This is a genomic window from Pseudomonas entomophila, from assembly GCF_029193575.1.
Taxonomy (GTDB): Bacteria; Pseudomonadota; Gammaproteobacteria; order Pseudomonadales; family Pseudomonadaceae; genus Aquipseudomonas; species Aquipseudomonas entomophila_G.
In genome coordinates this window covers 43,017-64,780 of record NZ_JARGCS010000034.1, presented here as the reverse complement: position 1 = coordinate 64,780, position 21,764 = coordinate 43,017, and the positions used below count along the sequence as shown (strand labels likewise).

15 protein-coding genes are annotated in these 21,764 nt (G+C 65.4%); 8 read left to right on the top strand and 7 right to left on the bottom strand.

All coding sequences use genetic code 11. The annotated features are described in order from the left end of the window. Nucleotides 1-28: 28 nt before the first annotated feature. Nucleotides 29-1,405 carry a TolC family outer membrane protein gene (locus P0Y43_RS16390; protein WP_275638324.1) on the bottom strand — a complete coding sequence of 459 codons (1,377 nt, stop codon included), beginning with the start codon at nucleotides 1,403-1,405 and terminating at the stop codon, nucleotides 29-31. Between the two features lie 481 nt (nucleotides 1,406-1,886). Between P0Y43_RS16390 and P0Y43_RS16385 the strand changes: the two genes are divergently transcribed. Together P0Y43_RS16385 and P0Y43_RS16380 are read left to right on the top strand one after the other, a co-directional pair. Next, entirely contained in the window at nucleotides 1,887-9,017 is a 7,131-nt protein-coding gene (locus P0Y43_RS16385; RefSeq protein ID WP_275638323.1) for a retention module-containing protein, read from the top strand. Between the two features lie 187 nt (nucleotides 9,018-9,204). After that, nucleotides 9,205-9,549, top strand: coding sequence for a cupin domain-containing protein (locus P0Y43_RS16380; protein ID WP_275638322.1), 345 nt, complete (start codon nucleotides 9,205-9,207; stop codon nucleotides 9,547-9,549). On the opposite strand, the gene P0Y43_RS16375 is transcribed toward P0Y43_RS16380, so the two are convergent. Further along, nucleotides 9,546-9,908 carry a YbaN family protein gene (locus P0Y43_RS16375; RefSeq protein WP_275638321.1) on the bottom strand — a complete coding sequence of 121 codons (363 nt, stop codon included), beginning with the start codon at nucleotides 9,906-9,908 and terminating at the stop codon, nucleotides 9,546-9,548. The two genes, P0Y43_RS16380 and P0Y43_RS16375, sit on opposite strands and share 4 nt — an antisense overlap. A gap of 8 nt (nucleotides 9,909-9,916) precedes the next feature. Then, nucleotides 9,917-10,504 carry a YecA family protein gene (locus P0Y43_RS16370; RefSeq protein ID WP_275638320.1) on the bottom strand — a complete coding sequence of 196 codons (588 nt, stop codon included), beginning with the start codon at nucleotides 10,502-10,504 and terminating at the stop codon, nucleotides 9,917-9,919. A 244-nt stretch (nucleotides 10,505-10,748) separates the two neighbouring features. Between P0Y43_RS16370 and recQ the strand changes: the two genes are divergently transcribed. Together recQ and P0Y43_RS16360 are read left to right on the top strand one after the other, a co-directional pair. Then, nucleotides 10,749-12,893 (top strand): DNA helicase RecQ, encoded by a 2,145-nt coding sequence (gene recQ, locus P0Y43_RS16365; RefSeq protein WP_275638318.1) that lies wholly within the window; start codon nucleotides 10,749-10,751, stop codon nucleotides 12,891-12,893. A gap of 204 nt (nucleotides 12,894-13,097) precedes the next feature. Then, entirely contained in the window at nucleotides 13,098-13,535 is a 438-nt protein-coding gene (locus P0Y43_RS16360) for a MarR family transcriptional regulator (RefSeq protein ID WP_275638317.1), read from the top strand. Nucleotides 13,536-13,608: 73 nt separating this feature from the next. On the opposite strand, the gene P0Y43_RS16355 is transcribed toward P0Y43_RS16360, so the two are convergent. Beyond that, nucleotides 13,609-15,795, bottom strand: coding sequence for a patatin-like phospholipase family protein (locus P0Y43_RS16355; protein WP_275638316.1), 2,187 nt, complete (start codon nucleotides 15,793-15,795; stop codon nucleotides 13,609-13,611). A gap of 68 nt (nucleotides 15,796-15,863) precedes the next feature. Here P0Y43_RS16355 and P0Y43_RS16350 point away from each other — a divergent pair, with 68 nt between their 5' ends. Further along, nucleotides 15,864-16,145, top strand: coding sequence for a SelT/SelW/SelH family protein (locus tag P0Y43_RS16350; protein WP_275638315.1), 282 nt, complete (start codon nucleotides 15,864-15,866; stop codon nucleotides 16,143-16,145). On the opposite strand, the gene P0Y43_RS16345 is transcribed toward P0Y43_RS16350, so the two are convergent. Next, on the bottom strand, nucleotides 16,146-17,030 hold the full coding sequence (locus P0Y43_RS16345) for a DMT family transporter (protein ID WP_275638314.1): 885 nt from the start codon (nucleotides 17,028-17,030) through the stop codon (nucleotides 16,146-16,148). It lies immediately after the preceding gene. Nucleotides 17,031-17,209: 179 nt separating this feature from the next. On the opposite strand from P0Y43_RS16345, the gene P0Y43_RS16340 reads away from it, so the two are divergent. After that, entirely contained in the window at nucleotides 17,210-18,022 is an 813-nt protein-coding gene (locus tag P0Y43_RS16340) for a UDP-2,3-diacylglucosamine diphosphatase (RefSeq protein ID WP_275638313.1), read from the top strand. Between the two features lie 88 nt (nucleotides 18,023-18,110). Here P0Y43_RS16340 and P0Y43_RS16335 read toward each other — a convergent pair whose 3' ends face one another. After that, the gene (locus tag P0Y43_RS16335; RefSeq protein WP_275638312.1) at nucleotides 18,111-18,422 is read right to left on the bottom strand and encodes a DUF962 domain-containing protein; all 312 of its coding nucleotides are present in this window, start codon (nucleotides 18,420-18,422) and stop codon (nucleotides 18,111-18,113) included. Nucleotides 18,423-18,574: 152 nt separating this feature from the next. On the opposite strand from P0Y43_RS16335, the gene P0Y43_RS16330 reads away from it, so the two are divergent. Continuing rightward, nucleotides 18,575-19,630 (top strand): AraC family transcriptional regulator, encoded by a 1,056-nt coding sequence (locus tag P0Y43_RS16330; RefSeq protein WP_275638311.1) that lies wholly within the window; start codon nucleotides 18,575-18,577, stop codon nucleotides 19,628-19,630. On the opposite strand, the gene P0Y43_RS16325 is transcribed toward P0Y43_RS16330, so the two are convergent. Next, a complete protein-coding gene (locus P0Y43_RS16325; protein ID WP_275638310.1) occupies nucleotides 19,587-21,041 on the bottom strand; it encodes a TrkH family potassium uptake protein in 1,455 nt (484 codons plus the stop codon). The genes P0Y43_RS16330 and P0Y43_RS16325 overlap by 44 nt on opposite strands. A gap of 154 nt (nucleotides 21,042-21,195) precedes the next feature. On the opposite strand from P0Y43_RS16325, the gene P0Y43_RS16320 reads away from it, so the two are divergent. After that, nucleotides 21,196-21,753, top strand: coding sequence for a nitroreductase family protein (locus tag P0Y43_RS16320; protein WP_275638309.1), 558 nt, complete (start codon nucleotides 21,196-21,198; stop codon nucleotides 21,751-21,753). The last annotated feature ends 11 nt before the right edge of the window (nucleotides 21,754-21,764 follow it).

Here is a 21,764-nt window from a genome sequence, read left to right as displayed (position 1 = left end):
GCGAAGCGGCGTTGCCTGTGCGCGCACGCTAGCGCATGTCGGGCAGCCTGGCTTCGTTGCGCACTTCGGTTTTCGCAATGGCTTCCGGTGGCAGCGAGATGCGCTGCTTGCTCAGTAGCTCGCCCATGGTCGCCAGCACGCGGTACATCGAATACTCCTCGGTGTAGCGCACCTCGGTGTAGCGGCGGTTGGCGTTGTACAGCTCGTTTTCGCTGTCGAGCACATCGAGCAGGGTACGTTGGCCAAGGCCGAACTGGTCCTGGTAGGCGCCGCGCACGCGCTGGGTGGTCTCGGCGTATTCGCGGGCGGTCGGGGTCTGCTTGCGGGCGTTGTTCATGGCGTTCCAGGCCAGGCTCAGGTTCTCGTTGAGCTCGCGCAGGGCATTGTTGCGGATGTCCATGGCCTGGTTGATCTTGTGCGCATCGGATTGCAAACGGGCCTTGTCGCTGCCGCCACGGAACAGGTTGTAGCTGAGCTCGACGCCGGCCTGCCAGTCGTTGTTGCTGTGCCCGCGCTCGCCACCGAGGTTGTTGTTGGCGCCGGTGGCCAGCACGGCGTCCAGGCGCGGGTAGAACGGCGACTTGGCGACTTCGTACTGCTGCTCGGCGGCCTTGACGTCGGCCTGGGCGGATTTCAGGTACGGGTTGTTCTCCAGCATGCCTTGGCGGGCGTCCTGCAGGTTGGCCGGCACTTCGCCCTTGATGGTGACCGGGGTTTCCAGCTCGTCGGGCAGGCGCCCGACTACGCTGTAGAAGTTGGCCTCGGCGTCGGCCAGGTCGACTTCGGCGGTGTCCAGGTTGTTTTCTGCCAGGGCCCGGCGTGCGCGCGACTGGTCGAGGTCGGCGGTGCTGCCCACACCGCGTTCGCTGCGCAGGCCGATCTGGTCGTTGACCCGCAGGTGCGCTTGCAGGTTGTTCTTGGCCAGGGTCACCAGCTCACGGCGCTTGAGCACTTCCAGGTACACCTCGATGGCGCGTAGCGCCACGGTTTCGGCAGTGGCCTGGGTGTAGTAGGCGCGCGAGGTGGCCACCGCTTCGGTGCGGCCTACCTCATTGGGGGTGTTGAAGCCGTCGAACAGCATCTGCCGCAGGCGCAGCTCCGACTGGGTGTAGCTCAGGGTTTCCTTGTTGTGGTTGCGCGTGCCGTCGGCATTGAAACCCCGGGTATTGAGGTTGTCCGAGCGCTGGCGGCCATAGCCGGCAATCAGGTCGACGCTGGGGTAGTAGCCGCCACGGGCGAACTTCACATCCTCATCGGCAGACAGCCGGCTGTTACGGCTGGCGCTGATCTCGGGGTGCTGGTCCACGGCGTTCTGGACGGCCTCGTTGATCGACATCGCCTGGGCCTGGCCGGCGCAGGCCATTGCCAACAGGATCGCACTGCTGATGGGGGTTAGAACGCGCATGGGGTACATCTCCCTGGTCTTGAATAAGGTCCTGCTATCGTCAAAAAAGTGACGAAAAATGAGGTTCAAACCGTTTCAGGTTTGTAACAACAGAGCTAAGAACATTTAACGGCCGAGCTAAGAAGATTTTTTCATAAGGTATATGCGAAAAAAAACTTATGCGGTCTAAGGAATCCGGGACATTGTTCTATTCAGGTGGTCTGGCAAATCAGCTCAAGTGAGCGATTTTCGGGCCTCGGAGAAAGTTCAAGATTTTTTGCAGCTAAGGACCCAGGAGAGGACGACAAAAGCGGAATCTGGCGACAAAAAATTGGCATTTAATGGGTGGCCAATTCCCACTACCGCTGTTGTCGAAGCTGTCGCGTGACTGAAGTTGCTCACCGACGTGACAGATGCGATCCACTGCCGCAGCGGATCGCCTCCCGCATTACCCGGCCTGTCCACGACTGCGAAAGCCTATCGGCAGGGGAGGCGTGCGCTCATGGCTAAATTAGTCGGTGTGGTCAGCAAGGTGGTTGGCCAGGTATTCGCGGTAGGGGATGACGGCCAGCGTCGTCTGTTGGTGGAGGGCGACCGTCTGTTCGCCGGCGAGCAACTGGAAACCGGCGCCACGGGCGCGGTGGCGGTGCGCTTGCACAACGGTGCCGAGCTGACCCTGGGCCGCGGCAGCAGCCTGGAGATGACGCCCGATCTGCTGGCCAATCGCGCGCCCGCTGTGCACACCACCGATAGCGTGCCGAGCGAGGCGCAGTTGAGCGATGTCGAGCGCTTGCAACAAGCCATCGCGGCGGGTGCCGACCCGACCGAGGAGGCCGAGGCCCCCGCCGCCGGGCCGAATGCCAACGGTGCACCGGGTGCCCTGGGCGGCGGCCACAGTTTCGTGCTGCTGACTGAAGTGGCCGGTCGGGTCGACCCCAACATCGGCTTCCCCACGGCAGGCTTCAACGGCATCCCGGAGCTGGCCAACCGCTACATCGGCACGCTGGACAGCGACAATAATGCCGCCCCGTTCAGCCCACCGGGCAATCCGTCGGTCAACCCGCCAGCGCCTCCGGTCGATAACCCCGTCACCTTGCGCGGCCTCGACCTGAGCCCCGCCGAGCTAATCCTCAACGAAGCCAACCTGCCGCAAGGCTCGGCCAGCAACCCAGGCGCGCTGACCCAGCAGGGCAGCTTCACCGTGGTCGCACCGGACGGCGTGTTCAACCTCAGCGTCGGTGGCATCAACGTGGTCACTGCTGGCGTCGTGACCGGCGTTGGCCAGTCCATCACCACGGGCCTTGGCAATATCCTCACGATCACCGGCTACAACCCCGCCACCGGTGTGGTCAGCTACAGCTATACCCTGGTCGGCGCCGAGCAGCACCCCGACGGTGCGGGCAGCAACTCACTGGGCGAGCACTTCCCGGTATTGGTCAGCGACAGCGATGGCGATATCGCCAGCGGTACGCTGGACGTGATCATCCTCGACGATGTGCCCAAGGCCGTGGACGACACTCACCCCTCCACCGCCACCGAGCAGCACACCGAGCTGACCGGCAACGTGCTGACCAACGATGTGCAAGGCGCCGACCGCATTCCCAGCGGCCCGGTGGTGGCCGGCACCTTCGTCGGGACCTATGGCACCTTGGTACTGGCCGCCGACGGCTCCTACACCTACACGCTCAACACCGACGACCCGGACTTCAAGAACCTGCACGGCGGCGGTAACGGGGTGGAGACCTTCACCTACACCCTGAAGGATGCCGATGGCGACACCAGCACCGCGACCCTGACGCTGAACATCACCAACCTCGACGACCCGGTCACGCTTGGCGGCCTCGACGTGAATGGCGGCGAGCTGACCGTCTACGAGAAGCACCTGAGCGACGGCAGCGCCCCGAACGCCGCCGCTTTGACCCAGGGCGGCAGCTTCACCGTCACCGCCCCCGATGGCCTGCAAACCCTGACTGTCGGCGGCATCACCGTGCTCAGCGGCGGCGTGGCGGTCGGTTTCCCGCAATCCATCACCACCCCGTTGGGCAATACCCTGACCATCACCGGCTACAACCCGGCGACCGGCGTGGTGAGCTACAGCTACACCCTGCTCGACAATGAAGGCCACCCCACGGGCGACGGCGCCAACAGCCTAAGCGAAAGCTTCACGGTGGTGGCCCTGGACACCGACGGCAGCAGCGCCACCGGCAGCCTCGACGTCAACATCGTCGACGACGTGCCCAAGGCCGAAGCCGATTCGGCCACGGTGGTGGAGGGCGGCACGGTCAGCGGCAATGTGCTGCACAATGACCAGCTTGGCGCCGACCAGGCCGGCACCAGCAACGTGGTGGTGGGCGCCCGCGCGGGCTCGGACACTTCGAGCTCAGCCATCGGCAACCTCAATACCGCGATTTCCGGTCTGTACGGCACCCTGACCCTCGATGCCGCGGGCAATGCCTTTTACCACGCCAACCCGAACGCCGTGGCGCCGCCCGGCGCGACGGACGTGTTCGTCTATACCATCCGCGACACCGATGGCGATGAAAGCACCACCACCATCACCATCAATGTCAAGGATTGCTCACTGATCGCCGGCCCTGACGGCGAGGTCACGGTCTACGAGAAGGCGCTCGACCTGGTCAAGGACGGCAACGACCTGGCCCCCGGCAACGTCACCGGCAGCCAGCCCGGCTCCACTGGCGAAACCGCCACCGGCTCGCTGGCAGGGTCGGTCACCGGCGGTGTCGGGGCGTTGACCTACAGCCTGGTTGGCAATGCGGTCGGCCAGTACGGCCAGATCCAACTCAATGCCGATGGCACATACACCTACACGCTGACCTCCGCGCCGCAATCGCCGACGCCGGCCAACGACGGCCCGAACACCGTGACCGAGAGCTTTACCTACGAGGTCAAGGATGCGCTGGGCAACTCGACCACCAGCACCATCACCATCACCATCGTCGACGATGTGCCCAAGGCCCACAGCGACTTCGCCAACGTGTCCGAGGGCGGCACGGTCAGCGGCAATGTGCTGGTCAATGACGTATTCGGCGCCGATGTGCGCGCCGACGGCCAGTACGTGGTCGGCGTGCGCGCCGGGTCCGACACCTCGACCTCGGCCATCGGCCAGCTCGGCACCCAGGTGGCGGGCCAGTACGGCTACCTGGTGATCGATGCCCAGGGCAACGCCACCTACCATTCCACCCCCAACAGCGTGGCGCCGGCCGGGGCCACCGATGTGTTCGTCTATACCATTCGCGACGCCGACGGCGATGAAAGCACCACCACCATTACCATCGATATCCACGACTGCTCGCTGGTGGTGGCGCCGGGCAATGGCGTGACCGTCTACGAGAAAGCGCTGGACTTGGTGCAGGACGGCAACGACCTGGCCCCTGGCACCGTCACCGGCAGCCAGCCCGGTTCCACTGGCGAAACCGCCACCGGCTCGCTGGCGGGCTCGGTCAGCGGCGGCGTCGGCGCGATGACCTTCACCCTGGTGGGCAGCCCGGCTGGCCAGTATGGCCAGATCCAGCTCAATGCCGATGGCACTTACACCTACACGCTGACCTCCGCGCCGCAATCGCCGACGCCGGCCAACGACGGCCCGAACAGCCTGACGGAAACCTTCACCTTCCAAGTGAAGGACTCGCTGGGCAACTCGACCACCAGCACCATCACCATCACCATCGTCGACGACGTGCCCAAGGCGCATTGCGACGTGGCCAACGTGACCGAAGGCGGCACGGTCAGCGGCAACGTGCTCGACAACGACGTGGTCGGCGCCGATGTCCGCGCTGACGGCCAATACGTGGTGGGCGTGCGCGCCGGTAACGATACCTCGACCTCGGCTATCGGCCAGTTGGGCACCCAGGTGGCGGGGCAATACGGCTACCTGACCCTCGACGCCCAGGGCAACGCGACCTACCACGCTCACCCCAACAGCGTGGCGCCGGCCGGGGCCAGCGATGTGTTCGTCTACACCATCCGCGATGCCGATGGCGATGAAAGCACCACGACCATCACCATCAATGTGCAGGACAGCAAGTTGATCGCCTGCGAAGACCACGACGTGAAGGTGTACGAAAAAGCCCTGGACCTGAACAAGGACGGCAACGACCTGGCGGCCGGTACAGTCACTGGCAGCGACCCGACTTCGACCAAGGAGACTGCGTCTGGCAGCCTGGTAGGCTCGGCCACTGGAGGAGTAGGGGCTTTGACCTACACCCTGGTCGGCAATGCCGTCGGCCAGTACGGGCAGATTCAACTCAATGCCGACGGTTCCTACACCTACACGTTGACGTCCGCCCCGAAGTCGCCGACGCCGGCCAATGATGGGCCGAATACCGTGACCGAGTCGTTCACCTACCAGGTGACGGATTCGCAGGGCAACTCGACCACCAGCACCATCGTCGTCAGTATCGTCGACGATGTGCCCAAGGCGCATTGTGACGTGGCCAACGTGACCGAAGGCGGCACGGTCAGTGGCAACGTGCTGGACAACGACGTGATCGGTGCCGATGTGCGGCCTGATGGCCTCTATGTGGTCGGTGTACGCGCCGGCACCGATACCTCGACCTCGGCCCTCGGGCAACTGGGTGCCCAGGTGGCGGGTCAGTACGGCTACCTGACCCTCGACGCCCAAGGCAACGCGACCTACCACGTAAACCCCAACAGCGTGGCGCCGGCCGGGGCCAGCGACGTGTTCGTCTATACCCTTCGCGATGCCGATGGCGATGAGAGCACCACGACCATCACCATCAACGTGCAGGACTGCAAGCTGGTCGCCTGCGAAGACAGCGACGTGAAGGTGTACGAAAAAGCTTTGGACCTGAACAAGGACGGCAACGACCTCGCGGCCGGCACGGTGGTCGGCAGCGACCCGAGCTCGACGGGGGAGACCGCATCCGGCAGCTTGGTTGGTTCGGTCACTGGGGGCGTGGGGGCGCTGACCTACAGCCTGGTGGGCAATGCCGTCGGCCAGTTCGGGCAGCTTCAGCTCAACGCTGACGGTTCCTACACCTATACGCTGACGTCCGCACCCAAGACCCCGGGTGGGGCCGACGATGGCGCCAATAAGGTCATCGAGTACTTCACCTACAAGGCCACCGACGCGCTGGGCAACAGCGTCACCAGCACCATCGCCATCAACATCGTCGACGACGTGCCCAAGGCGGTGTGCGCCGAGCGTAGCATCACCCCAGGCCAGGTCGACTCCAACATCCTGCTGGTGATCGACGTCTCCGGCAGCATGAACGAGGCCTCCGGGGTCAGCGGCCTGACCCGCTTGGGGCTGTCCAAGCAGGCGATCAACGCCTTGCTCGACAAGTACGACGACATGGGCGACATCAAGGTGCAGATCGTCACCTTCGCCACGGGTGCGTGGGTCAAGACGCCGGTATGGGTCTCGATCGCCGAGGCCAAGAGCATCGTCGCCGGCCTCACCGCCGATGGCTCGACCTACTACGACTCGGCGGCCACCAAGGCCCAGGAGGCGTTCAACACCAGCGGCAAGCTGGATGGGGCGCAGAACGTCGCGTACTTCTTCTCCGACGGCGTGCCCACCAACGGCCATTCGATGACCGCTGTGCGTGAAGCGGCTTGGGAAACCTTCCTCGATAACAACGGCATCAAGTCCTACGCCATTGGCCTGGGCAACGGGGTCAACCAGCCCAACCTCGACCCACTGGCCTACGACGGCAGTAGCCACACCGACACCAATGCGGTGGTGGTCACCGACCTCAGCCAGCTTGGTGCCGTGCTCTCGGGCACCGTGCAGGGCTCGCCGATCACCGGCAGCCTGATGAGTGGCGGCCACTTCGGTGCCGACGGTGGTTTCATCAAGGCGCTGCTGGTCGATGGCGTTACCTACACCTTCGATCCGAAGGCCAATGGCGGGCAGGGCGGCTATTCAGTGGCGGGCGGGGCAGACAAGGCCACGTTCGACACCAGCGGCAACACCTTGTCGATCAAGACTGCCCTGGGCGGCACCTTGCTGGTGGACATGGACACCGGCGAGTTCACCTACACACCGCCCAAGGACAACGGCAGCAACCAGGTGGAGAAATTCGGTTTCACCGTCAGCGACAACGACGGCGACACCAGCAGCGCCAGCCTGGTGGTGCGGGTCAACAGCAACGGCGCGCCGTTGGCCGGTGCCGACCACATCATCACCAACATCGCCGGGGCCAGCGTGACGGTGCCCGCCGAAGCGCTGCTGGCCAACGACAGCGACCCGGACCATGATCGCCTCAGCGCCGCGCCGATTACCTTCAACACCGGCTTCGCCGACAAGGGGGCGGGCTTCACCCCGGGCAGCCAGGCCCGGACGATCAAGTTCGACGCTACCGCCAACAAGGCCGAGAACCAGTTCAAGGACCTCGCTCGTGGCGACTTCACCGCGTTGTCCGGGTCGATGACCGCAGCGCTGGTGATCGCGGGCTACCTGGGCTCGATCAGCAACGGCAATGCCAACGACGAGGACACACTCACCGTCACCCTGCGCAAGGGCGAGACCCTCACCCTCGACCACGACCGCCCGGCGGGCAACCTGATGCTGGAGTGGAAGGATGCCAGCGGCAGCTACCAGCCGATCGCCGATGGTGGCAGCTTCACCGCCAGCCATGACGGGGTGTACAGCATCCATGTGATCAACAGCGAGAACGCCAGCGGCAACAGCAAGGCGGCGGAGAACTACAAGCTGAGCCTGGTGGTCGACTACAGCAACGCACAGAATGAGGTCTACCACGGCAGCTACACCGTCAGCGACAACCATGGCGGCACAGGCGCCGGTGCGGTGGATATCACCTACCAAGCGGGCAACACGCTCAATGGCAGCAACGGCGACGACGTGCTGCTGGCGGGCGCTGGCAACGACACCTTGAACGGCGGCAACGGCCACGATGTGCTGGTCGGCGGGGCGGGCGACGACAAACTGTACGGGGGCGACGGCGACGACCTGCTGATCGGCGGGCCAGGCAACGACCTGCTCGACGGCGGCGCCGGCAACGACACCGCCAGCTATGCCTCGGCCACCGCGGGTGTGACGGTCGACCTAAGTCACCTCGGCGCGCAGAACACCCTGGGCGCGGGCAGCGACACGCTGACCGGTATCGAGAACCTGATCGGCTCGGACTACAACGACACCCTGACCGGCAACGATGGCGACAACCTGCTCAACGGTGGCCTGGGGGACGACATCCTCAAGGGTGGCGCGGGCAACGACATCCTCATCGGCGGGCCGGGCAACGACACCCTCACGGGTGGCAGCGGCAACGACACCTTCGTCTGGCAGAAGGGCGACACCGGGCATGACACGGTCACCGACTTCACCTTCGGCAACGACCGGCTCGATCTGTCGCAACTGTTGCAGGGCGAGAATGCCACCAGTGCTTCGTTGGACGACTACCTGCACTTCAAGGTCAGCGGTACCGGGACCAACGTAGTGTCGACCATCGAAGTCAGCAGCGTGGCGGGGGCCGCGCCGATCCAGACCATCGAACTGGCCGGGGTCGACCTGGCGCAGCATTACGGCGTCACGGCCGGGGCGGGTGGGCTGATCGCGGCGGGGCAGGATACGGCGACGATCATCAATGGGATGCTCAATGATCATTCGTTGAAGGTGGATACGGTGTAGCGGCCATCGCCGCGCAGGGCAAGCCCCACAGGTACCCCACCGCGCTTGCGGACGGTGGGGTACCTGTGGGGCTTGCCCCGCGATGAGGGCGGCCCTGACGCTCCGGCATACCAATCCGTCGCACCCACGACGCCATCCCTGCGCAATCCCCCTAGACTGGCTCGACCGTGTTCTTGAGCCCACCTCCATGACCACCCCCGCGCGCCACATCCACCGCCCCCACCAGGCCCACTGGCAGCCCATGCTGCTGGGCGACCGCATTCTCGAAGGCATCACCTGGGCTACCCTCACCGCCGCCGGCCCCTGGCAGGGCTACTGGATGCGCATGTCCCCCGGCAGCCGCTCGCTGCCCCACCGGCATGCCGCCACGGAACTGGTGCAGGTACTGCAAGGGGAGGTGGTCGACAGCGACGGCCAGCGGCTTCAGGCGGGCGACAGCCTGGTCTACGCGGCCGGCTCGGAACATTGGCTGCAATCGCCCAACGGCTGTCTGCTACTGGTGATCGAGTCGCAGCCGTCTTCGCTGCTCTAGGGCCGCTGCAGGGTCTTCTGCTTGAGGATGTACAAGGTCACCAGCACCGCGCTGGTGAGCATGAACGCCCGCGCCCAGAACAACGGCACCAGGTAGCACGACAGGCTGATGCTCGCCCACATCAACCCGATCGCGTAGACCTTGCCCTTGAGCGGAATGCCTTCGCCATTGAGGTAGTCGCGGATCCATGGCCCGAGCCTGGGGTGATTGACCAGCCAATGGTGGAAGCGTGGGGAGCTGCGGGCGAAGCACGCCGCGGCGAGGAGTAGGAAAGGGGTGGTGGGCAACACCGGCAGGAAGATCCCCAACACCCCCAGCGCGACACTGAGCCAGCCGATGGCCAGCAGCAGGTAGCGCACCACGGCACTCAGTGGTGGCGTGGCTTGAGCAGGGCGGGTTTCTCGTCAGGGGCGTGCAGCAGCAGGAAGAGCGCGGTCAGCGCCTCGGGGATCTGCACGATCATGTCGTCCTGCAGGTTGGCGTTGCTGGCGATGTCGGCGAATTCCGGCTGTTCGTCGAACAGGCCCGAACCGACCATGATCGGCAGGAGCATCTCGCTGACTTCTTCCTCGGCGTTCTCGAACCAGGCCTCTTCACGCAGGAATACGCCTTCCATGAAACCGATGCACCAGCCGCGCAGGTCGGAGTCGTCCGGCTCGTCGGTCAGGTCCAGGTCGCACGGCAGCTCGAACTCGTCGTCGCTGGCCAACTGGCGGTTGATGTGCGCCTTCAGGGCGACCAGGGTGGCTTCGATTTCGGTGCGCTGGGCCTCGCTGGCGTAGTGAGGTTCCTCGGCGAACAGCGCGTCGATCCATTCGCGCTCTGGAACGTCCTCGGCACAGATCGACAGCGCGGTCAGGTAGCCGTGTGCGGCGACGTAGTCCAGCGCTTCTTCGTGCAGCTCATCGGCGTCGAGGAAGGCTTGCAGGCGGGTCAGTTGCTCGGCGAAGGACATTACAGGGCTACCTTGGGGAATAAACGATAGTGGATTCTAGCACCTTGCGGCGCTGGCGGGGCAAAGGGAACGTCTGTCACCGGAGCCTGCCGCAGGGCCGGGCAGTCGGGTATACTCCGCGGCTTTCATGCCCGGGCGGCGCTTCCCTGCCACCTGGCAAAAACCGCTTACGCATTCGCTGCGCGCGCGGCAGGTTTATCGTCCAGCCTGTAGCCAGGATGGTACGGCGATTTTGGAGTGGCACATGCTCGAACAGGCTCAGCGCGTCCTCAAGGACATCTTCGGCTACGACAGTTTCCGGGGTCGCCAGGCGGCGATCATCGAACGCGTGGCCAGCGGGGGCGATGCGCTGGTGCTGATGCCCACCGGCGGCGGCAAGTCGCTGTGCTTCCAGGTGCCGGCGTTGCTGCGCCCCGGGCTGGCGGTGGTGGTCTCGCCGCTGATCGCGCTGATGGACGACCAGGTCGCCACCCTCGACGAGCTGGGCGTGGCCGCCGCCTCGCTGAACTCGACCCTGAGCGCCGAGCAGCAACGCGACCTGGCCGGGCGCCTGCGCCGGGGCGAGGTGAAGATGCTCTACCTGGCCCCCGAGCGCCTGGTGCAGCCGCGCATGCTGGAGTTCCTGCGCACCCTCGACATCGCCTTGTTCGCCATCGACGAAGCCCACTGCGTGTCGCAATGGGGCCACGACTTCCGCCCGGAATACCTGCAACTGGGCCAATTGGCCGAGCTGTTCCCGCACGTGCCGCGCATCGCCCTGACCGCCACCGCCGACATGCGCACCCGCGAGGAGATCGTCCAGCGCCTGCACCTGCAAGGCGCCGAACGCTTCCTGTCGAGCTTCGACCGGCCCAACATCTTCTACCGCATCGTGCCCAAGGAGTCGCCGCGCAAGCAGTTGATGGCCTTCCTCGGCGAGCGCCGTGGCAACGCCGGCATCGTCTATTGCCTGTCACGCAAGAAGGTCGACGAAACCGCCGCCTTCCTCTGCGACCAGGGCTTCCCGGCGCTGCCGTACCACGCCGGGCTGGCTGCCGAAACCCGTTCGGCCAACCAGCACCGCTTCCTCAACGAGGAAGGGCTGATCATGGTCGCCACCATCGCCTTCGGCATGGGCATCGACAAGCCCAACGTGCGCTTCGTCGCCCACCTCGACCTGCCCAAGTCGATGGAAGCCTATTACCAGGAGACCGGCCGCGCTGGCCGTGACGGCCTGCCGTCCGACGCCTGGATGGCCTACGGCCTGCAGGACATGGTGATGCTCAAGCAGATGCTGCAGAACTCCGAGGGCGACGAGCGCCACAAGCGCGTCGAGCAGCACAAGCTCGATGCCATGCTGGCGCTGTGCGAGGAAACCCGCTGCCGCCGCCAGTCGCTGCTGGCCTATTTCGACGAAGTGCTGGAGCAACCCTGCGGGCATTGCGACAACTGCGTCGACCAGGTGCAAACCTGGGACGCCACCGAGCCTGCGCGCCAGGCTTTGTCGGCGGTGTTCCGCACCGGCCAGCGCTATGGCGTCGGCCATCTGGTCGACGTGCTGGTGGGCAAGGACACTGAAAAAGTGCGCAATTTCGGCCACGAGAAGCTCTCGGTGTTTGGCGTCGGCAAGGCGATGGGCGAGAACGAGTGGCGCTCGCTGTTCCGCCAGTTGGTGGCCCGCGGGTTGGTGGACATCGACCTGGAAGGCTATGGCGGCCTGCGGCTGTCCGACAGCTGCCGCCCGCTGCTGCGCGGCGAGGTGAACCTGCAACTGCGCCGCGACCTCAAGCCACAGGCCGCGGTCAAGGGTTCCAGCAGCGGCGGCAGCCCTGCCAGCCAACTGGTGCGCGGCGAAGAGCGCGAGCTGTGGGAGGCGCTGCGCACCCTGCGGCGCAAGCTGGCCGAGGAGCACAGCGTGCCGCCCTACGTCATCTTCCCCGATTCCACGTTGCTGGAGATGCTGCGAAGCCAGCCGGCCAGCCTCAGCGACATGGCCCAGGTCAGCGGCGTCGGCGCGCGCAAGCTGGAGCGCTACGGCCAGGCGTTCCTCGAAGTGCTCAATGGTGCCGGTGGCACCGAGGAGGCGCCGAAGGTGGTGCTCGATCTGCGTCACGAATTGGTCAGCCTGGCCCGTGCCGGCATGACCCCGGCGCAGATCGCCGGGCAGCTCGATTGCAGTGAGAAGAATGTCTACAGCTTGCTCGCCGAGGCCATCGGGCGTCAGGAACTGAGCCTGGAGCAGGCGTTGGACCTGCCGGAAGACCTGATGATGGAAGTGCAGGATGCCTTCCTGGACGGCGAGGGCGAGCTGCCGCCGGTGTCGGCCATTGCCCCGCAGTTCGGCCAGCGGGTGCCCGAAGGCGTGCTGTATTGCGTGCGCGCGGCGCTGGCGGCTGAGTTCGAGCTCTGAGCCGAGGGCCCTATCGCGGGGCAAGCCCGCTCACAGGTACAGCGTTGTTCTGTGCACCGCGATAGGGCCGGCCCGGCCCACCCCACTCCTGACCTCTGTCACTCTTTTTGACGATTATCGAACGCTCTTGAGCGGCCGAACCTTGCCTGATCGTCCGGAGCATGATTAGCTGACTAATAATTAGTTCTATCGATCGAGTTGCTTATGCCCCTGACCGACAACCAACACCGCTTCGGCATGCAGCTGGCCCAGATGTCCCGTGGCTGGCGTGCTGAACTGGACCGCCGCCTGGCCGGGCTCAACCTGTCCCAGGCTCGCTGGCTGGTGTTGCTGCACCTGGCCCGCTTCGACGAGGCGCCGACCCAGCGCGAGCTGGCCCAGAGCGTAGGGGTCGAGGGCCCAACCCTGGCGCGCTTGCTCGACAGCCTGGAAAGCCAGGGCCTGGTGCGCCGCCAGGCGGTGCTGGAGGATCGGCGGGCGAAGAAAATCCTGCTGTGCCCCCCTGCCAAGCCGCTGATCGACCAGATCGAAACCATCGCCAACGCTTTGCGCGCCGAGCTGTTCACCGGCGTCGACGAGGCGGACCTGGAAGTGTGCATGCGCGTGCATGCGAAGATTCTCGCCAACCTCGAAAAGTCTTGAATTCAGCTTCGAGCTACGAGAAAAGCGGATTGCGGATGTCGCGCAAACTCCGCTTCTTCTCGAAGCTCGCCGCTCAAAACGTATGCCCCAGGTTCAGGTACACCGCTTTCTGGTCCTCACTGTTGACGCCATAGCTGATGTTCAACGGCCCCAACGGTGTATCCATCCCCAGGAACACGCTCGCCGCATTGATGTAGCCACTGTCGAACTCATTGTCGTTGTTCCACGCCCGCCCTCGCTCCAGCGACCCGCCCAGGTACAACGGGAAGTCCAGCGGCACGTAGGCCCGTGGCGTCAGGCGGCGGTAGTAGACCATGCGCAGCAGGCTGACGTTCTGGCCCGACACCGAATCCTGGCGGAACCCCGACAACTGCCGCGCCCCGCCCAGCACGAAGCTTGAGGTCACCACCTCGGTCTCATCCAGGGTGCGCCCATAGCGCCCACCGAGCACCCAGGTGTTCGGCCCGCTGCTGAAGGCCTTGTCGATGTTGAACTGCCACTGTCGGTAGTCGGTATCCGAGTCCAGCGAGCGGTCGTACTTGCGCAGGGTCAGGCCGATGTCTTCGCCGCTGTGCGGGAAGTACACGTTGTCGAGGGTGTCGAACGAATACTTCAGTTCATAGAACCCCTCGTTGAAACTGACCTTGGGCAGGTCCTGGTCGCCAATGCGCACCTCGGCCTCGCCCCAGGCCTTGCCCACACCCAGGCGCACCTCGCCGTAGGTGCCGATCTGCCGGCCCAGGTTGAGCCCGAAGCCATAGCGTTCCAGGCGGTACTCGGCGATCGGGTCGTTGTCCAGGGTCGCCTCGATGTTCTGTGAGCCGAGGTCCAGGTAGGGAGCGATGAAGTAGCGCGAACCCACGTCGAGCGGCTGGTAGAACTCGCTGTAGAGGTTCTGCTCGTTGCCGATCTGCGCACGGGTCAGCCACTCGGCGCCCAGGCGGTTGATGCCGTTGACCCGGTAGCTGGCACCCAGGTTGAAGGCGCTGTCGCCGCGCAGGTCGTCCGACAGGTTCAGGCCCAGGCGCAGGTAGTCGGTGCCGCCGCGCTTGCCGCGGGCGTTGATCACCAAGGTGTTGTCCTGCCCCTTGTGCACCACCCGGTACTGCACCCGGTCGAAGTAGTCCAGGCCGTACAGCGTGCCCATGTCGATCTGCAGGCGCTCGAGCTCCAGCGGCTCGCCGATGGGCTGGCGGATGTAGTAGCGGATCACCTCGTCACTGACTTTCGAGTCGTTCTCCACCTTGATCGCGGTGATCACGGGGGTGCGCTGGTTGGCCGAGCGCGCCGCGGCCAGGCTGCTGTCACCCTCGGGCTGGCGCAGCGTCGCGAGGCGGCCGTCGAGGGCGCGCGTGGCGCGGTAGCCGGCGTCGATCATGTCCTGGGCACGGCCGAAGTCGGTGACGCCGAAGGCTGCCAGTGATGGCTGCACGAGGATGTCCTCGCGACGCAGGCTGGCCAGTTGCTCTTCGGAGTTGCGCCGGGTCATCAGGGTGATTGACTGGTTGAGCACGTCGACCACGGTGGTCAGGTCCTTGCGGTTGCGCAGCGGGGTGCCGATGTCGACGACGATGGCCAGGTCAACGCCCATCTCGCGCACCACGTCCAGCGGGATGTTGTCGACCATGCCGCCATCGACCAGCAGGCGGCCATCCAACTCCACCGGGGCGAACACCGCCGGGATCGACATGCTGGCCCGGATCACCTGGGGCAGGTGGCCGCGGCGGAACACCACCTTTTCGCCGCTGGCGATGTCGGTGGCCACGGCGCGGAAGGGAATCGGCAGCTTGTCGAAATCGCGGGTGTCGGCGGTATGGGCCAGCTTGCTTTCCAGCAGCAGCGCCAGGTTCTGCCCTTGGATCACCCCCAGTGGCAGGCCGAGGCTGCCGTCGTCGCGAAAGCTCAGCTTCTGCTTGACCAGGAAGTCGCGGTCGTCCTGCTTGCGCCGGAATGGCACGTCCTTGCGCGGCGGGGCGTCGGACAGCGCCTGCTGCCAGTCCAGCGTCAGGGCCAGTTGTTCCAGCTCCTCGATGCTGTACCCGGAGGCATACAGGCCGCCGACCACTGCGCCCATGCTGGTGCCGGCGATGGCGTCGATGCGCACGCCCTGCTGCTCCAGGGCCTTGAGCACGCCGATGTGCGTCAAGCCCCGGGCGGCGCCGCCGGACAACACCAGGCCGACCTTGGGCCGGGTAGCCTCGATGGCGAGGGCGTTGAAAGAGGTCAGCACCAGCAACAGAAGTAACAGCAAACGATGCATCGTGAGTCTCAAAGCAATGGGCAAAGACCGCTAGTATAAGCGGCCCAACCCCGGAGGAGACCGTTCCCATGGCCAACGCCAAGCCCGAAATCGTCATCACTTATTGCACCCAGTGCCAGTGGCTGCTGCGCGCCGCCTGGTTGGCCCAGGAACTGCTCAGCACCTTCACCGACGACCTTGGACGGGTGACGCTGGAGCCCGGTACCGGCGGGGTGTTCCGCATCACCTGCGACGGCGTGCAGCTCTGGGAGCGCAAGGCCGACGGCGGCTTCCCCGAGGCCAAGGTGCTGAAGCAGCGGGTGCGCGACCAGATCGACCCGCAGCGCGACCTGGGCCACAACGACCGCTGATCAGGCCCCTTCGGGCAAGGTCTTGGCGGGCTGCTCGGTGCTCAGGCGGCTGGACAGCACGATGGCGAAGATGATCAGCGCGCCGCCAGCGAGCATGCGCAGGGTCGGCGTTTCGGCGAACACCACCCAGGCCATGGTGATCCCGTAAACCGGCTCCATGCCAAACACCACCGCTGCGGTGCGCGCCTTGATCACCGCCAGGCTGGCGACGAACAGGCTGTGCGCCACGCCCGTGCAGAATATGCCGAGCAGGGCGACCCACAGCCAGTCCATGGCCTGCACGGCGGCCATGTCCGGCAGGGCGAAGGGCAGCAGGCACACACCGACCACCAGGTTCTGGCACAGCGCGGCCTGCACCGCCGATACCCGGCCGGAGCCGGCGCGGTTGGCCAGCGACAGCAGCGAGAACAGCAGCCCCGAGAGCAGCGCCCAGAGCAGCCCGCCAGTGGCCTCGCTGGCCAGGTCGAACGACGGCGTGACCAACACCAGGCCAATGCTGACCAACAGCACCAACAGTGCTTCGTTGCGGCGGATGCGTTCGCGAAACAGCAAGCCTTCAAGGATTACCGTGAACGCCGGGAAGCTGGCGAAGCCGAGGGTCGCGATGGCCACGCCTGCGACCTTGACCGCGACGAAGAAACTCACCCAGTGCCCGGCCAGCAGCACCCCGCCGAGTAGCAGGCGGCGCAGGTCCTGGGGCTTGAGCGCCTGCCAGCCCTGGCGGGCCAGGGTGGCGAACAGGCCCAGGGCAAGTACGGCGAAGATCGCCCGGCCAAAGACGATGACCGACGGGGTGGCGCTGGCGGCGAGCTTGCCGAACACGCCAGTGAGGCCGAAGAACAACGCGCCGATATGCAGGGCGCCGAGGGCGGTGCGGTGATTCATGGTGGTCCTATGTTCGGTGGGCGCGACCCTATTCCCAGGATCGGGCCAGCGCTCAAGAATCGTCGCGGCAGACGGCCAGTGTACAAGATCACTGCGCCTGCCGATCACCCGTCACATGCCTGCCACCAACCTGTCATGTGCAACTGCCAGTCTCCAGCAAACAGCGCCGGAGCCCGCCCATGACCCACGCCGAACTCGCCCGCCCGTCACGCAAGCAACGCGTGCGTACCCTGTGGATCTCCGATGTGCACCTGGGCACCCGGGATTGCCAGGCCGAGCACCTGTCGCAGTTCCTCAAGGGCTACCAGGCCGACCGCATCTACCTGGTCGGCGACATCATCGATGGCTGGAAGCTGCGCGGTGGCATCTACTGGCCGCAGGCGCACACCAACGTGATTCGCCGTCTGCTGACCATGAGCAAGCGCGGTACCGAGGTGATCTACGTCACCGGTAACCACGACGAGTTCCTGCGCCGCTATTCCAAGCTGATCCTTGGCAACATCCAGTTGGTGGACGAGGCCGAGCACCTCACCGCCGACGGCCGGCGCCTGTTGGTGGTGCACGGCGACCAGTTCGACGTGATCACCCGCTACCACCGCTGGCTGGCGTTCCTCGGCGACCGCGCCTACGAGTTCACCCTGGTGCTCAACCGCTGGCTCAACCACTGGCGCGCTCGCTACGGTTACGGGTATTGGTCGCTGTCCGCGTACCTCAAGCACAAGGTCAAGGGTGCGGTGAACTTCATCAGCGACTTCGAGGATGCCATCGCCCACGAGTGCACGCGGCGGGGCTTCCACGGGGTGGTGTGCGGCCACATCCACCATGCCGAGATCCGCAAGGTGGGGGCGGTGGATTACCTCAATTGCGGCGATTGGGTGGAGTCGTGCACCGCGCTGATCGAGCATTGGGACGGCAGCATCGAGCTGTATCGGCTGGCGGATGCCCAGGCGCGTGAGGCCGAGCGGGAGGCGGCGTTGCGCGAGTTGGCGTAGAACTGCAATGGCTCTATCGCGAGACAAGCCGCCACAGGTTCGCCGCTGACCCAGTGAGCCACGCGATTCCTGCGTCCCGCGATGCGATCTAAAGGTTGATTCTGCCCAACAGAATGTCGCGAAACATCGCGAAATCGCCGATCAGGCTATAGAACGGATGAGTGAAGGTGGCCGGCCGGTTCTTCTCGAAGAAGAAATGCCCGACCCAGGCGAAACCATACCCGGCGAACGGTACGGCCAGCAGCAATAGCCAGTGGCCGCTGGCGATGGTGTAGGCCAGCAGGGCGATGACCAGGCTGGTGCCGACGAAGTGCAGGCGGCGACAGGTGGGGTTGGCGTGCTCGCCCAGGTAGTACGGATAGAACTCGGCAAAACTGCGAAACTGCGCTGTGCTGTTCATGGCTGTGCTCCCGGAGGGCGTTTTTGTTCAGGATACACGGCGTGGAGCCTGTTTCGAGTCTAGAGTCACTGAGGCACCCGGCCAGTGACAATAAGCGCCAATTGAGTATCCTTTGGATTCACCGCAGGAGCGGTCAGCACAAGAAGCCTGTCATGAGTGAAAGAACCACGTCAGCCAGCTGGGCATCAGGGATTGTAAAGGCGCTCGAACTGGAGGGGCTCGACTGCCGGGCCATGTTCAGGCAACTGGGGCTGGACTTCGCCGCCCTCGACGACCCCGACGCGCGCTTCACCCAGGACTCCATGACCCGGCTCTGGCAACTGGCGGTGGAGGTGTCGGGCAACGAGGCCATCGGCCTGAACATGGCGCGGGTGGTGCGCCCGGCGTCGTTCCACGTGGTTGGCTACGCGCTGATGTCCAGCCGCACCCTGGCCGAAGGCTTCGAGCGCCTGGTGCGCTACCAGCGGATCATTGCCGAGAGCTCCGACCTGAGTTTTCGCCTGGGGCCGGAAGGCTACGCGCTGGTGCTCACTGTCCACGGCGACCACCTGCCGCCGACCCGGCACAGCGCCGAGGCTTCGCTGGCCTGCGCACTGTCGCTGTGCAGCTGGCTCAGCGGGCGGCCGATCCAGCCGCGGCGGGTGCTGATCCAGGGCCCGCAACCGAAGAACATCGAACCTTACAAGGCAGCCTTCCGCGCCCCGCTGGTGTTCGGCGCGCCGCATGACGCGCTGATCCTCGAGCGCGGCGACCTCGAAGCACCGCTGCCCACCGCCAACGAGGCGATGGCGCTGTTGCACGACCGTTTTGCCGGGGAGTACCTGGCGCGCTTCTCAGAAAGCCGCGTGACCCACCGCGTGCGCCAGACGCTGTGCCGCATCCTGCCCCAGGGCGAGCCCAAGCGCGAAACCGTGGCCCAGGCCCTGCACCTGTCGCAGCGCACCTTGCAGCGGCGCCTGCAGGAAGAGGGCACGAGCTTCCAGACCCTGCTCGACGACACGCGCCGGGAACTTGCCGAGCAGTACCTGGCACAGCCCGGCATGACCCTGCTGGAAACCGCCTATCTCTTGGGTTTTGCCGACCCAAGCAACTTCTACAGGGCATTCCGCCGCTGGTTCGATGCCACGCCCAGCGAGTACCGTGCGCGGCTGGAAGGGCTGCCGGTCAGTGACGCCAGAACGCCGGCATGCACAACACCAGCACCGTGATGATCTCTAGGCGGCCAAGCAGCATGCCGCCGGAAAGAATCCACTTGGCCGCATCCGGCAGCGTCTCGTAGTTGCCTGCCGGGCCGATCACTTCGCCCAGCCCCGGGCCGACGCCCGAGACGGTGCCCGCAGCGCCGGTCAGCGCGGTCATCCAGTCCACGCCCAGCAGCGACAGCAGCAGGGCGATGATGCAGATGGTCGCGGCGAAGAAGAACGAGAACGTCAAGATCGAACGGACGATCTCCTCGTCGAGGCGGTGGCCGTTGTACTTCTGCTTGATCACCGCGCGCGGGTGGATGAGCTGGTTGAGGTTGGCCTTGAGCAGGATGTACGCCACCTGGAAGCGGAAGATCTTGATGCCGCCCGCGGTAGAGCCTGAGCAGCCACCGACGAAGCCCAGGTAGAAGAACAGCATGAGCGAGAAGTTGCCCCACAGGCTGTAGTCGCCCAGGGCGAAGCCCGTGGTCGTGACTACCGACGTAACGTTCAGGGCCACGTGGCGCAAGGCGTCGAGCCAGTGCAGGTCGGTGGTGGCCCAGTACCAGGTGCCGAGCACCAGCCAGACCGTCACCAGCAGGACCAGCATGCCCTGGACCTGCTGGTCCTTGATCAGCGCCTTACGGTGGCCACGCAGGGTCGCCACGTACAGGGTGAACGGCAGGCTACCGAGGATCATCACCACCACCGCCACCCAGTGCACCGCCGGGATGTCCCACTTGGCCAGGGACAGGTCGGAGGTCGAGAAACCGCCGGTGGAGATCGCCGACATGGCGTGGTTGATCGCATCGAACGGACTCATGCCCGCCCACCAGAACGCCAGGCTGCCGAGCACGGTGATGCCGATGTACACCAGCACGATCGACTTGGCGACCATGTGCGAGCGCGGCATCACCTTCTCGGAGCGGTCCGACGATTCGGTCTGGAACAGGCGCATGCCACCGATGCGCAGCAGCGGCAGGATCGCCACCGCCATGCCGATGAAGCCGATGCCGCCGAGCCAGTGCAGCATCGATCGCCACATCAGGATGCCCGGCGACATGTTGTCCAGCCCGCTGAGCACCGTGGCGCCGGTGGCGGTGATGCCGGACATGCTTTCGAAGAAGGCGTCGGTGTAGCTGATGTGCTGGGTCAGCAGGAAGGGCAGGGCCGCGAACACGCAGACGATCAGCCAACTGCTGACGGTCAGCAGGTACATGTCGCGCGGGCGCAGGTGCACGTGCTCGGGGCGGCCGGGGATGACCATGGCCAGGCCGGCGATGAAGGTGATCAGGCTCGACCACAGGAACGACGGCATGTCGCCGGTGCGTTCGAAGACCACCAGGGTCGTCATGGGCACGACCATGCTCACCGCCAGGGTGATCAGGAAGATGCCGATGATGAAACCAATGATCCTTAAGGTCGGCAACGCCATGTGATCTGCCCTGACTCGAAACGGAAGGGCGCCATTTTAAGCCGCAAGCCACAAGCTGCAAGCGGTAAGCGCGAACGTGCTTTATCTTGCGGCTTGCAGCTTGAGGCTTGCCGCTTGAGAATGGCGCACTTCCCACTTGCCAGGAGGGTAGCCGATGGAGGCTCTCGACGCATTGCTCAACCGTGTTTCCGTGGCACGCCTGACCGACCCCGCGCCCAACGAGGCCCAGCGCGAGGCGCTGTTCCAGGCCGCGCTGCGCGCCCCGGACCACGGCCAGTTGCGGCCATGGCGCTTCCTGACCATCGAAGGCCAGGGCCGCGAGAAGCTCGGAGAGCTCTTCGCCGAAGCCGTGCAGGCCAAGGGCGAGGCCAGCCAGGCCGCGCTGGACAAGGCCCGCGCCATGCCACTGCGCGCGCCGCTGCTGATCGTGGTGATCGCCCGGCTGCAGGACCATTTCAAGGTGCCGAAGTCCGAACAGCGCCTGGCCGCGGCGTGTGCGGCCCACGGCATCCTCATCGCTGCGCATGCCCAGGGCGTGGGGGCGATGTGGCGCACGGGCGACCTGTCATTCGATGCGCATGTGCAGCGAGGGCTGGGGCTGGCGCAGAACGAGGAGCTGCTGGGCTTCCTGTATGTCGGCACGCCGATCAGCGAGCCGCGCACGGCGCCGGTGTTGGCCACGGCTGACTTCGTCAACGCCTGGGGCGAGTGACGGCTGCGGGG